The organism is Pseudorhodoplanes sp. (assembly GCF_035565855.1).
Lineage (GTDB): Bacteria > Pseudomonadota > Alphaproteobacteria > Rhizobiales > Xanthobacteraceae > Pseudorhodoplanes.
Map to the genome: position 1 here is coordinate 1 of NZ_DATMRX010000157.1, position 13071 is coordinate 13071.

Genomic DNA, 13071 nt, shown 5'->3' on the forward strand with positions numbered 1-13071 from the left:
ATGCGGGGAATTTCGGCCCCAATTGGCGTTAGCAATTCGTAAGTGACATTTTTGCCGGGCCGGATGCCGACTTCCTGAGATCAGGTTAGCGTTTGTTAACCCTCGAAAGCCAAAGCCGCTTCTGCGCACGACAATTAAAGGCTGTGGTCACGCCTGCGGCCTATTGAAGGCCTGACTTTCGTTCATGACGTCAGGCCATCGCATGAGTGCCCCGATCCCCGCGGATCAGGTCAACGTCTCATCCACGCTCGCGTCACCGCACACCCGCATGGAGCGCGGCGCGACCGACCGGCTGGTGCCGATCGACTCCATCCCTGTTCAGGACTGGTCCGCTCTCGCCGCGCACGCGATCGAGCCGAATGCCTGCTATCTGCCGGACTGGGCGCTGGCCGTCGCTCGCCACGCCCGCGGCCGAGGGGATGCGCTTGCGCTGGCAGCATTCGGCGACGCCGACGCGCGGCGGCTCGTTGGATTGCTGCCAGTGCGCTGGGCGGCTCGCGCGTTGCGATTGCCAGTCCCGCTGCTGGTCTCGTGGAATGCCTATGCGCCCTATTCCGCTCCGCTCCTCGATCGGGAGCACGCCGTCGATGCCGCCGCGCATCTGATCAAGGCGGCGCGCCAATCCGGTGCCCGCGCGCTGCTCCTGCAGACCATCCCGACCGAAGGCCCGGCCTGGGAGTCGTTGCTGACGGCACTCCAGCGGCGCCACCTTCAGGCCGAACCATTGCGGAGCTTCCGCCGGGCGGGACTCGACGCCACGCAGGACCCGGAGGTGGTGCTGCGCGAGGCGCTTTCGGGAAAGAAGCTCAAGGAACTCCGCCGCCAGCGCAATCGCCTCGAGGACGCAGGCCCCGTGCACTTCGACGTCGCGTCCGCGCCTGATGAAGTTGGCATTGCCCTTGAAGCTTTTCTTGCTCTCGAGGCGAAGGGCTGGAAGGGCGAACGCGGCACCGCATTGATCCAGCATCCTGGCGATGCCGCCTTTATCCGCCAAGCCGCAGGGCCGCTCGCGGCACGCGGTCACTTCCAGGTGGCAAGTCTCAACCGCAATGGAAAGACTCTCGCCGCCGGCCTGATCCTGCGCGACGGCGGCCGGGCCTTCTTCTTCAAGATCGCGATGGACGAAACCGAAGCGCGAATGTCGCCCGGCGTCCAGCTCACGCTCGACCTGACCCGATATCTGTGCGCGGACCCGGCGATCTCGTTCGCCGATTCAACCGCGGACGGCGAACACCCGATGATCGATCACATCTGGCGCGAGCGCATTCCGATCGCCGACGTGTTCGTGCCGCTTCATCCACGCGACCCCTATGCCAGCGCAATCCGTGCGCTGATCGTCGCGCGTTATCGCGCCCTCGATCTTGCGAGGACCCTCCGACGCATCAAGGAGAAGTTGCGATGAAATTCTTCGAGCCATCCGATATGGCGGCGCTCACGCATGAATTTCCGCATCTGCCATTCGGGCTCAAGCATCGCTTCTATGACAATCCGCTTCTGACTCTTCCGAGACTCGCAGACCTCGCGCGCAATTTGCCGCGCGGCCGGCTGGACTATGACGCCGGCAACACAGCGATCAGCCGGCGGCCTGAGACGACGCCCACGATCGACCTTGAACCGGAGGAGATCATCCACACCATCGAGACCGCCGGCGCCTCGCTGGTGTTGAGATCGGTCGAGCAGGATCCGGCCTGTCGCCGGCTGATCGAAGCGGCATTGATGGAAGTCGCGCAGGCGCGCGGTTACAACAGCCTCAAGGCGGCCGGCTTCGAGGACATTCGCGGCGTCATCTGCGTCTCATCGGCCAACGCGATGACACCGTTCCGCGCCGATGCCGAAGAAACCTTCTTCTTCCAGATCCACGGCGACACATTCTTCCACGTCTATGACAATCGCGATCGATCGATCGCGTCGGAAGGAGCGCTGGAAGCAGGCGCCATCGAGCATCGCAACCTGTCCTACAGGGCGGAGTTCGACAAGAAATGCACGACCTACAGGCTGAAGGCCGGGGACGGGGTATTCGTCCCCTATCAATGGCCGCACTGGACGCGCACTGCGGACGCCTGTTCGATCTCGCTGTCACTCGCCTGGAGGTCAGACGAGGTACGACGCCGCAACGATATTGCCGCGATCAATGCGATGCTGCGCGGGTTCGGCCTGCCGCAACATCCTCCGGGCGTTCATCCGACGCTCGATGCCGCCAAGGTGGCCGCGTTTCGGGCGGCGGCGGCCGCGGTGGAGTCGCTGCGCCGGAACGAACCCATGCACCGCTTCGTTCATCGGATCGTCAAGGGCCGCGAGGGAAACGATGGTTATCGCGGCGGGAAAAAGCCGCAGAGCGCCAACGCCTCCTGACGGATCGGGACGCAGGTCACGTCTCCGCGCTCCGCGCGCGAAATTCTATTGATCGGTCTTCTGCATCGCCAGATCGAGCAGGCGGCGGCATTCGCTCAGTTCGAACAGCGTGGATTGCAGGCGCCGCAGGTCCTCGCGGGACATCTGCACCCGAATGGCAGCCGGCGCGGGTTGCGGTCGCGGCGTTGGTGCGGATCTCGGAACCGCCTCGGCGACGACCTCCTCTTCCGGCAGATCGTCATCATCGTCGACCGGACCGTGATTGGGCTGCTCGGCGCCCGGTTGCCAGACCGTCTGCACGAATTTGGAGCCCTGGTCGCGCAGGATCCGCTGCACGCCGCGGATCGTATAGCCCTCGCCATAGAGAAGGTGGTGAATGCCGCGTAACAGGTCGACGTCATCGGGCCGGTAATAGCGGCGCCCCCCCGCCCGCTTCATCGGCTTGATCTGGCTGAAGCGCGTTTCCCAGAACCGCAGGACATGTTGCGGCACTTTGAGATCGTCGGCGACTTCGCTGATCGTGCGAAATGCGTCGGGCGCCTTGTCCACCGATGCTACCAAGCCCCGTTTTTAGTGTGTGTCAGTGTCGTCGGCGACGTCCGGACCGCTGTCGCCATTGATCTTCTGCTTGAGGATCGCCGATGGCTTGAACACCATGACCCGGCGCGGCGAAATCGGGACTTCCTTTCCCGTTTTGGGATTGCGGCCGACCCGCTCGCCTTTTTTTCGCACGACAAAGGACCCGAACGAGGACAATTTGACCGTCTCGCCACGCTCCAGGCAGTCGGTAATCTCCTTGAGTACCTGCTCGACCAGGGTGGCAGACTCCGTGCGCGACAGGCCCACCTTCTGGTAGACCGCCTCACACAAATCAGCACGCGTTACCGTTTTAGCCGCCATCGCCTTCAGCCCCTACTCGGCGATCCTTCTTATTTTACAAGACGATATGGACTTACTTTTCCACGGTCAACCGAAGAAAGCCGGGCAAGCCGAATGATTTGCCCACGGGTCGGTCACGCGAGGTTCGGCCCTTGGCCCGTTGCGTACGGCTGGTAATTTTTTACATCCGGACCAGAGAAGCGCCCCAGGTAAAGCCGCCGCCCATGGCTTCGAACATCACCAGATGACCCTTTTTGATCCGTCCGTCCGCGATTCCGGCGCAGAGCGCGAGCGGAATCGAGGCCGCCGACGTGTTGCCGTGCTTGTCGACGGTGATGATCACCTTGGCGGGATCGAGGCCGAGCTTGATGACCGATCCGTCGATGATGCGGCGATTGGCTTGGTGCGGTACGAACCAGTCGAGGTCATGGGCGGTATATCCGCTCGCCCTGAACGCGTCCTTGATGACATCGGTGATCATGGACACGGCGTGCTTGAACACCTCCTTGCCCTCCATGCGCAGGTGTCCGACGGTCTGCGTCGAGGACGGCCCGCCGTCGACGTAGAGCTTCATCTTGTGGCGCCCGTCCGAGCGCAGATGCGTCGTCAGGATGCCCCGGTCGGTCATCGCGCCCGGCTGCTCCTGCGCTTCGATGACCACCGCTCCCGCGCCATCGCCGAACAGTACGCAGGTGGTCCGGTCGGTCCAGTCGAGGATCCGCGAGAAAGTCTCGGCACCGATCAGCAAGGCGCGCTTCGCCAAACCGGCGCGCAGCATGCTGTCCACCGTCCCGAGGCCATAGACGAAGCCCGAGCAGACCGCCTGCAGGTCGAACGCAAACCCGCCGGTAATGCCAAGACCCGCCTGGATCGTGGTCGCGGTCGCCGGAAACGTATTGTCCGGCGTCGATGTGGCGCAAACGATCAGATCGATATCCTTGGGCTCCAGACCGGCATCGGCCAGCGCCGCCCGCGCCGCCTTGATCCCGAGATCGGACGTGAGTTCGCCCTCCGCCGCGACGTGCCGCTCGCGGATTCCGGTCCGCTGCACGATCCAGTCGTCCGAGGTGTCGACCATGCTGGCCAGTTCGGCATTGGTGAGGGTTCGCTCCGGCAGATAGCAGCCGGCCCCCACGATCACGGAGCGCACCATCACGATGCGACTCCGGCCACCGGTGCTGCAGCCGTAACACGCGCCTCAGGGACCAGGGCCTGCTCGATCTTCGCCCTCAGATCGTTGCGGACCATCTGGTAGCCGATATCGACCGCGGCCGAGAAGCCGTTGGCATCGGCGCCGCCATGGCTCTTGATCACGATCCCATTCAGTCCGAGAAACACTCCGCCGTTGGACCGGCTCGGATCGATCTTGGCGGCCAGCTTGCGGAAGGCGCCACGTGCGAACAGGTAGCCAAGGCGCGTCCAGACGGTCTCCCTCATCGCAGCCTTGAGATATCCGGCAATCTGACGCGCGGTGCCTTCGGCTGCCTTCAGCGCGATATTGCCGGCGAAACCCTCGGTGACGACAACGTCGACCGTCCCCTTGCCGATATCGTCGCCCTCGACAAAACCTGTATAGCGCAGGTGCGGCAGCACACGTTCGCGCAGTATTTGTCCCGCTTCCCGCACTTCATCCAATCCTTTAATTTCCTCTACCCCGATATTCAGAAGGCCGACGGTCGGCCGGTCGATATTGAGGAGAATGCGCGCCATCGCCGTGCCCATGACGGCCATGTCGATCAGGTGCTGCGCGTCCGCGCCGATGCTGGCGCCAAGATCGAGCACAACCGATTCACCCCGCAGCGTCGGCCAAATGGCCGCGATGGCCGGGCGCTCGATACCCGCCATGGTGCGCAGATGGATTTTGGCCATCGCCATCAGCGCACCGGTATTGCCAGCCGACACCGCTACATCGGCTTCTCCCTTCTTCACCGCATCGATGGCAAGCCACATCGAGGATTTCCAGCGGCCCTGACGCAGAGCCTGGCTTGGCTTGTCGTCCATCTTCACGGCGACGTCGGTGTGAACAACCCGCGACGACGCCTTGAGCTTCGGATGCGCGTCCAGCACCGCCGCTATCTCGGCCTCCTTGCCGAAGAAAATGAACTCGGTGTCCGGATGGCGCGCCTGCGCGAGCGCGGCGCCCGGAATAACCACCGCCGGGCCATGGTCGCCCCCCATGGCATCCAGCGCGATGCGAACCTTGTCTGGCATGTGCCTAGTTTAGCGGAGGCGTCGGGTCACAGGAAGGCAGTGGAAAGCAGTGCGCGGACCATAGCCTGTGCTGGAACGGATACAACCATCGCCTATGTCCCTTCCGGCGCGGATTTCTTCAGCGAAGCCAATGCGGCAAACGGGCTCTCCGGGGGCTCACCGACCGTCCTTTCCTCGAAAATGGCGCCCTCCTTTCGCGGATACGGATCGATTCCCAGCAGAAAATATTCGGTCGCGACGGCCCCGAGATCAACCATGCCGCCGATCAGCGGCTCGGGCTCGTCCGCATCCGTCATGCCGAACGAGGCCTCCCGGGCGGCGTCGCCCAGGGTGTCGGACGGTCCGGGCGCAAACATCAGGTCGAAGGCCTCGTGAAGATTCGTTTCGACCGGCTCGAGGGTCACGACGCAGTTCTGACAGACCAACGCAGTGACTTCACCCGAGATGTGAAGCCCCGCCCCCTTCCGCCGCAGGTCGAAGCTCGCCTCCAGTCGCGGCAGATCTCGCAAATTCGCGGTCCGCGCCAGCGTGGCACGCACGTCGGAATCAGCCTCCATCGCGATGTGCAAGCCCTCTTCCGGAACGTCGGCCAGCGTGACGCGCCGGCTCCAGGGCAGATCGTTTGCGGTCATGACATCCTCAAGACAGTGTCACGGGATCGGGCCACTCGATGCGGCCAACCGCGATTGAGGCCGCATCCTGCCGGTTCAGCATCGCCGCGGCGGACTCAACATACGCAAGCAACGCTCCCAGTGCCGGCGACTCCGCGTCGGCATACACATTGCGTCGCAGGGCCTGCCGCAAGGCCGCCTGGTCACCGGCTTTTACTGCGGACATATAGGCCCGATAGCGACCAAGAAAAGCGGATGCCAGACGCTTTACGTCCTTTGGAACCTTGAGGTCGCTGACCCCCTGCTCGCGCAGATGGTCGTCCATGTCCTGGCAGAACCGATCGAAGGCGGCCTGGCCCGCCGCCTTGTCGGCGGCCCCGCCGCGGGACAGCCGCTCGAAGACCAGCGCGAGATGCAGCATCAGCAGGTCGAGACGGCCGTTAACGGTATCCGCAACGCCATAGTTCAGGTAGAAGACAGGCGCGCGCGCCTGCGCCACGATGGCGCCATAGAGCGCCTCGATGGTAGAAGCTCGGGGGTTCCGGCGAAATATGCTCAACATGCGTGTGTTCTAGGCCCGGTCCGCATGGATCGCCAGCGCCGCATTTGCAGTCGCCGTGTTGGGGGTTAGTCAAACGATATGATGCCGAAGTGCCGCCTCCGGTCCGGGTCGCCGCTGTACCGCAATGCGGGCGCCGCGATGCTGGCGATTGCCTGCGCCCTGGCGCTGCCGGGTTGCGGCGCCAGCCTGACCCAGCAGACGTTCCAGCGCGGCTATGTGGTGCCCGAAGGCGCACTCGAGCAAATTCCGCTCGGGTCCAGCCAGGAGCAGGTGCTGATCGTTCTCGGCACACCCTCGACCGTCGCGACCGTGACCGGTGAGGTTTTCTACTACATCTCCCAGCGCGCCGAGAAAGCCGCGGCCTTCATGCCGCAGAAGGTGGTCGATCAACGGGTGATCGCGGTCTATTTCGACAAGGATCGCCGGGTGACCCGCCTCGCCGATTACGGCATCAAGGACGGCAAGGTCTTCGATTTCATCAGCAAGACCACCCCGACCGGCGGCAACGAGATGTCGTACCTGACCTATCTCTTCAAGATCATCGGGATGCAGAACTAGGCGCGGCCTTTCTGGCATCTGCCTCCCAAAAGAAAGAGCCCCGCCGAAGCGGGGCTCTCGTCGTTTTGGCCGTGCGCGAGCCTCAGTGCGCGAGGATCGCCAGCAGCAGCAACGCCACGATGTTGGTGATCTTGATCATGGGGTTCACGGCCGGACCCGCGGTGTCCTTGTAGGGATCGCCCACGGTGTCGCCGGTGACGGCGGCCTTGTGAGCCTCCGAACCCTTGCCGCCGAAGTGGCCGTCTTCGATGTACTTCTTGGCGTTATCCCAGGCGCCGCCACCCGAAGTCATCGAGATCGCGACGAACAGACCGGTCACGATCACGCCGAGCAGCATGGCGCCGACTGCCGAGAAGGCCGCCGACTTGCCGGCCGCGCCGCCACCCGCGATGAAGTAGATCGCGAAATAGACGACGATCGGAGACAGCACCGGCAGCAGCGACGGGACGATCATTTCCTTGATCGCAGCCTTGGTCAGCAGGTCGACAGCGCGGCCGTAATCCGGCTTGTCCTTGCCCTGCATGATGCCCGGCTTCTCGCGGAACTGACGACGCACCTCTTCCACGATGGAAGACGCCGCACGACCGACCGCGGTCATGCCGAGCGCACCGAACAGGTACGGCAGCAGGCCGCCGAACAGGAGGCCGACCACTACATACGGGTTGTTCAGCGAGAAGTCCGGGCTGACGCCGACGAAATACGGCGTCTTGGACGCGATGAAGTATTTCAGGTCTTCGTTATACGCCGCGAACAGCACCAGCGCGCCGAGGCCCGCCGAACCGATGGCGTAACCCTTGGTCACGGCCTTCGTGGTGTTGCCGACAGCGTCGAGCGCGTCGGTCGACTTGCGCACTTCCTTCGGCAATCCGGCCATTTCCGCAATGCCGCCGGCATTGTCGGTGACCGGGCCGAAGGCGTCGAGCGCGACGATCATGCCGGCCAGCGCCAGCATCGTGGTGGTCGCGATCGCGATGCCGAACAGGCCGGCAAGCGCATAGGTGATCAGAATGCCGGCGATGATGACGATCGCAGGCAGCGCCGTGGCTTCCATCGAGATCGCGAGGCCCTGGATCACGTTGGTGCCGTGACCGGTGACCGAGGCTTCGGCGATCGACTTCACCGGACGGAAGTTGGTGCCGGTGTAGTATTCGGTGATCCAGATGATCAGCCCGGTGACGGCGAGACCGACGATGCCGCAGATGTAGAGCGACATGCCGGTGAAGGTCACGCCTCCGCCAGTCTTGAAGACCGTGCCGAAGCCGAGCAGCAGATGCGTCACGAGCGCGATGCCGATCAGCGACAGGATGCCGGTCGCGATGAGGCCCTTGTACAGCGCGCCCATGATCGACTGGTTGGCGCCGAGCTTCACGAAGAAGGTGCCGACGATCGAGGTGATGATGCACACCGCGCCGATCGCGAGCGGATAGATCATCATGCTCGACAGCGCCGGCTGTCCGGCGAAGAAGATCGCCGCAAGGACCATGGTGGCAACCGCGGTCACCGCGTAGGTCTCGAACAGGTCGGCGGCCATGCCGGCGCAGTCGCCGACATTGTCGCCCACGTTGTCAGCGATGGTCGCCGGATTGCGCGGGTCGTCCTCGGGGATACCCGCTTCGACCTTGCCGACGAGGTCGCCGCCGACGTCCGCACCCTTGGTGAAGATGCCGCCGCCGAGACGCGCGAAGATCGAGATGAGCGAAGCGCCGAAGCCGAGCGCGACCAGAGCGTCAACAACCGTGCGGCTGTTTGCAGCAAGGCCGAGCGGACCGGTCAGGATCATGTAATAGACAGCGACGCCGAGCAGAGCGAGACCCGCCACCAGCATGCCGGTGATCGCGCCAGCCTTGAAGGCGATCTCGAGGCCGCCCGCGAGCGAATTGACGGCCGCCTGGGCGGTGCGGACGTTGGCGCGGACCGAGACGTTCATCCCGATGAAACCCGCGGCGCCCGACAGGATCGCACCGACCGCGAAGCCGATGGCAACCAGCCAGCCCAGCAGCAATCCGACGACCACGAAGATCACGATGCCGACGATGCCGATCGTCGTGTACTGCCGCTTCAGATAGGCCTGCGCGCCCTCACGAACGGCGGCGGCGATTTCCTGCATTTTGGCGGACCCGGCGTCCGCCTTCATCACCGATGCGGTCGCCCAGATGCCGTAAACCACGGCGAGCAAACCGCAGGCGATGATCACCCACAAAGCTGTCATAGAAGTCCCCGATGATAAGGAGTGAGCCGGGCTGACGCCGGCTCGCTGGTTTGCACCGGGCGCGCGGAATCGCCTCCGCCCGGTCAAAATCGCGCGGACATTGCCAAAAACGAATCTGCAAAGCAACCGGGCAAACGGCTGGATTCCCGACGATTTTTGCAGGTTTGAGGGCCTTTCGCCGGCAAATGCCGGCTTAGATCGGCCGGATCAGGATGGGCCGGATTTCCTTGGTCGTCCCATCGGTCAGCCCCAGATCGGTCAGGTGGGGACCGGGGTTGCAGGCAAGCGACTGTCCGCTCAGGGCTTTGAAGGTCCGATACGGCGGTTGCCAGGCGCAGATCCGGCCCGCCGCCTCGACGATCCGCGCATGCGCCGCCGCCACCTCCGCCGGGTTCCCGAGAGACAGCATGCCGGCGACCGGATAGGCGAGCTGGGCGACAACCTGCCGATCCTTCACGACGACGATGCCCCCGCGCATCTCAATCACCGTATTGGCCGCGAGCGCCAGTTCCGCCGGATCGTGGCCATACAGGATCAGATTGTGGGAATCGTGCGAGTAGGAGGTCGCGAAAGCCCCGCCCCAGCGGCCCCAGCCCTCGATCACGGAAAGCGACGGGCGCGGATCGTTGCGGCCATGGCGATGCACGATGGCCATCACGCTGAGCTCGTCCGGCACCACCGCAAAGCCGTCGCGCACCTCGACCTCGATCTCGCTCCACGAGTTGAAGCGCGCGCCCTTGATGGTCTGGATCAGAGCGCGCCCCTCGGTCACGCCGGGAACGCGGATGCGGAAATCGTCGGCGACAAGCCGGCCGATCTTCATGGTGTTCTCCAGCGGCGGCGGCACTTCGAGCGATGGCACGATCATCCTTCCGCCCTGCGCCACATGGCGGCCGGCGGTGTAGACCGCTTCCACCCTCACCTCGTTCAAATCCGACAAGGCCACGAGATCGGCGCGCCGGCCGGCAGCGACGAGACCGAGGTCGTCCCGGCGCAGCCGGATCGCGTTGTTGATCGTAGCGCAGCGGATGGCCTGCAACGGATCGAGCCCGTAGCGGATCAGCCGGCGCAGCACATCGTTGATGCCGCCATGCTCGACGAGATAATCCGGAAACACATCGTCGGTGCAAACGGTCAGGCTTGTCGGAATGACCGGCAGCGTGTTGATCGCCGCCACCACGTCCGGCAACAGATAGTCGTGCGAGCCGCGGATCTCGACGGTGAAGCCGGCGCGCAGCTTCTCCAGGGCGTCCGCGCCTGATGTGATTTCATGATCGGCGGAAATCCCGGCGGCGAGATAGGCCTGCAGGCCAGGCCCGGTCAGGCCGCGGGCGTGTCCCTCGATGATCTTCCCCGACGCATTCGCGGCTTCAAGGATGGCCATCATGCGCGGCTGGGTTTCCAGCACCGCACGCATGTCCATGACTTCGGCAAGACCCGCGACATCCGGCCAGCTCAGCAATGTCCTGATCTCGTCGGCCTTGAAATCGGCGCCGGATATCTCGAGGCCGGGCGCCGCAGGCACGCAGGACGACGCCTGTACGATAAAGCGCAGCGGCAGGTTCCGCGTTGCCTCGACCGCATAGCGGATTCCGTCAAGGCCAAGCACATTGGCGAGTTCGTGCGGGTCCCAGAAAATTGTCGTCGTGCCTTGCGGCACCACGACCTCGGCATACCGATGCGGCAGCATGTGCGAGGATTCGACATGCACGTGCGCATCGATGAAGCCCGGCGTCACGATCAAACCGGCAAGATCATGCACTTCGGTCGCCTCGGTAAATGCGCCGGGCGCATGCACGCTCGCGATCATCGGTCCGACGATGCCGATATCGGCGTCGCGGATCTCCATCGTCGCGACATCGGCGATCCGTGCGCCGCGCAGCAACAGGTCGAACGGCACCCTGCCCTGCGCGGCCTCGATCGCGCGGCGCCGGATTTCGAACGCGATCGGTTCCCGCACGCTTATTCAGCCTTGATGTTGGCCGCCTTCACCAGCGCGGAGAATTTCTCGTTCTCGGCTTTCAGGAGATCGGCGAATTCCTTCGGCGAATTGCCGACGGGTATCAGGTTCGAGGCCTTGAGCTTCTCGACGATGCCGGGCTCCTTCACGACCTCCGCCAGCGCGGTGTAGAGTTTTTCGACAATGGCCGGATCGGTCTTGGCTGGCGCAAACAAGCCGTACCACACCGTCACCGAGACATTTTTCAGATCGGGATGTTCGGCAAGGCTCGGCACATCGGGGGTCAGCGGGAAACGCTGAGGCTCGGTGATCCCGAACGCCTTGATATTGCCGGCGCGCACATTCGCCATCGCCATCACCAATGGCAGAACGGCAAGATCGATCTGATTACCCATCAGGTCGGTCGGTATCTGCGCTCCCGTCTTGTAGGGCACATGGACCATCTGAACCTTGCCCTCGGCATTGATCATTTCGCCGGCCACATGCAGCGACGTGCCGACGCCCGAGGTGGCGTAATTGTATTTTCCGGGGTTCTCCTTCAGGAGCTTCATCAGCTCGGCGATATTGTTCGCCGGAAAATCCTTGCGCCCGAGCAGAACGAGCGGCGACGAGCCGACCATCGAGATCGGCACGAAATCCTTCATGGCGTCGTATTGCACGATCGAAGGCGAAACGAGCTTGGCGATGACGATCGTGCTTTCGACGGAGAACAGCAGCGTGTAGCCATCGGGCGCGGCGCGCGCGGCTCGCGCGGTGCCGACGACCCCTCCGGCGCCCGAAACATTTTCGACCACGATATTGGTGCCGAGCTTCGCGCCCAGCCGGTCGGAAACGAGGCGCGCCACCGCATCGACGCTGCCGCCCGCCGCATAGGGCACGATCAGGGTAATCGGCTTCGTTGGATAGGCCTGCGCATGCGCCGACGGTGCGGTGAGGCCCGCCGCGAGCGAGAGCGTGATGGCGATGACGGAGGTCAGGCTTGATATGCGCATGGGAGTCCTGTCCAAGTGACGGCCCGGCAGCCTTGCTCAAGATTGCGCCGCGAAACGGCGTCCCGCAAGAGCGCGCGAAGGTTGCGCCGCGTTCAGACCAGGTTGCGCCGCTGTCGCAGGACCAGCCATCCCAGCATCAAGGCCGCCGTCAGCACCACGGGGAACACGATCTCGTTGACCGCGGCCCAGCCGAACAGCGCGAGGACCTTGCCGGAGCCGAAAGAGCCGATCGCCATCGATCCGAACACCAGGAAGTCATTGAAGCTCTGGACGCGCGTGCGCTCCTGCGGCCGGTGGGTCTGGGTGACCAGCGTGGTGGCGCCCACGAAGGCGAAATTCCAGCCGACACCCAGGAGCACAAGGCCGATCCAGAAGTGCCAGAGTGAAATGCCGGCGATGCTGATCGCAGCGCTCGCCAAAAGGATTGCAAAGCCAGCTGCGATCACGCGCTCGACGCCAAAGCGCGCGATCAAGGTTCCCGTGAAGAAGCTCGGCACGAACATGCCGAGCACATGCCATTGCAGGCCGAGCGCGGCATCGGTGATGCTGTGATTGCATTCGATCATGGCGAGCGGCGCCGCCGTCATCACCATGTTCATCATCGAATAGCTGGCGATGCCACAGGCCACGGCGACGATGAATTTCGGCTGGCGCGCGATCTCGGAGAGCGGACGTCCGGCATCCGCCTTAGCCGCGGCTGACGGCATCGGGATCTTCAGCAACATCAGGACGAGGCC

General features: G+C 64.0%; 13 protein-coding genes. 3 read left to right on the top strand and 10 right to left on the bottom strand.

The window, feature by feature from the left end:
• Window positions 1-202: 202 nt before the first annotated feature.
• Together VN004_RS08645 and VN004_RS08650 are read left to right on the top strand one after the other, a co-directional pair.
• Window positions 203-1402 carry a GNAT family N-acetyltransferase gene (locus VN004_RS08645; protein ID WP_325608974.1) on the top strand — a complete coding sequence of 400 codons (1200 nt, stop codon included), beginning with the start codon at window positions 203-205 and terminating at the stop codon, window positions 1400-1402.
• Window positions 1399-2352: a transcriptional regulator gene (locus VN004_RS08650; RefSeq protein ID WP_325608976.1), complete on the top strand. Its 954-nt coding sequence runs from the start codon at window positions 1399-1401 to the stop codon at window positions 2350-2352. Before VN004_RS08645 ends, VN004_RS08650 begins: the two co-directional genes overlap by 4 nt.
• Before the next feature lie 45 nt (window positions 2353-2397).
• On the opposite strand, the gene VN004_RS08655 is transcribed toward VN004_RS08650, so the two are convergent.
• From VN004_RS08655 to VN004_RS08680, 6 genes are all read right to left on the bottom strand, one after another.
• Window positions 2398-2901 (bottom strand): MerR family transcriptional regulator, encoded by a 504-nt coding sequence (locus tag VN004_RS08655; RefSeq protein ID WP_325608977.1) that lies wholly within the window; start codon window positions 2899-2901, stop codon window positions 2398-2400.
• A 21-nt stretch (window positions 2902-2922) separates the two neighbouring features.
• Window positions 2923-3252: an integration host factor subunit alpha gene (locus VN004_RS08660; RefSeq protein WP_325608979.1), complete on the bottom strand. Its 330-nt coding sequence runs from the start codon at window positions 3250-3252 to the stop codon at window positions 2923-2925.
• A 160-nt stretch (window positions 3253-3412) separates the two neighbouring features.
• Complete coding sequence (locus VN004_RS08665) at window positions 3413-4390, bottom strand: beta-ketoacyl-ACP synthase III (RefSeq protein WP_325608998.1); 978 nt, start codon at window positions 4388-4390, stop codon at window positions 3413-3415.
• The gene (gene plsX, locus VN004_RS08670) at window positions 4384-5442 is read right to left on the bottom strand and encodes a phosphate acyltransferase PlsX (protein WP_325608981.1); all 1059 of its coding nucleotides are present in this window, start codon (window positions 5440-5442) and stop codon (window positions 4384-4386) included. Before plsX ends, VN004_RS08665 begins: the two co-directional genes overlap by 7 nt.
• A 92-nt stretch (window positions 5443-5534) precedes the next feature.
• On the bottom strand, window positions 5535-6074 hold the full coding sequence (locus tag VN004_RS08675; protein ID WP_325608983.1) for a DUF177 domain-containing protein: 540 nt from the start codon (window positions 6072-6074) through the stop codon (window positions 5535-5537).
• 7 nt (window positions 6075-6081) lie between these two features.
• Window positions 6082-6612, bottom strand: coding sequence for a ubiquinol-cytochrome C chaperone family protein (locus VN004_RS08680; RefSeq protein WP_325608985.1), 531 nt, complete (start codon window positions 6610-6612; stop codon window positions 6082-6084).
• Between the two features lie 84 nt (window positions 6613-6696).
• Here VN004_RS08680 and VN004_RS08685 point away from each other — a divergent pair, with 84 nt between their 5' ends.
• Window positions 6697-7173 (top strand): outer membrane protein assembly factor BamE, encoded by a 477-nt coding sequence (locus VN004_RS08685; RefSeq protein ID WP_414710252.1) that lies wholly within the window; start codon window positions 6697-6699, stop codon window positions 7171-7173.
• A gap of 82 nt (window positions 7174-7255) precedes the next feature.
• Here VN004_RS08685 and VN004_RS08690 read toward each other — a convergent pair whose 3' ends face one another.
• From VN004_RS08690 to VN004_RS08705, 4 genes are all read right to left on the bottom strand, one after another.
• A complete protein-coding gene (locus VN004_RS08690) occupies window positions 7256-9382 on the bottom strand; it encodes a sodium-translocating pyrophosphatase (protein ID WP_325608987.1) in 2127 nt (708 codons plus the stop codon).
• Window positions 9383-9575: 193 nt separating this feature from the next.
• Window positions 9576-11342 (bottom strand): adenine deaminase, encoded by a 1767-nt coding sequence (locus tag VN004_RS08695; RefSeq protein WP_414710254.1) that lies wholly within the window; start codon window positions 11340-11342, stop codon window positions 9576-9578.
• Window positions 11343-11344: 2 nt separating this feature from the next.
• On the bottom strand, window positions 11345-12334 hold the full coding sequence (locus tag VN004_RS08700; RefSeq protein ID WP_325608991.1) for a tripartite tricarboxylate transporter substrate binding protein: 990 nt from the start codon (window positions 12332-12334) through the stop codon (window positions 11345-11347).
• A 92-nt stretch (window positions 12335-12426) separates the two neighbouring features.
• A partial coding sequence (locus VN004_RS08705) for an MFS transporter (protein WP_325608996.1) occupies window positions 12427-13071 on the bottom strand: 645 nt, incomplete at its 5' end.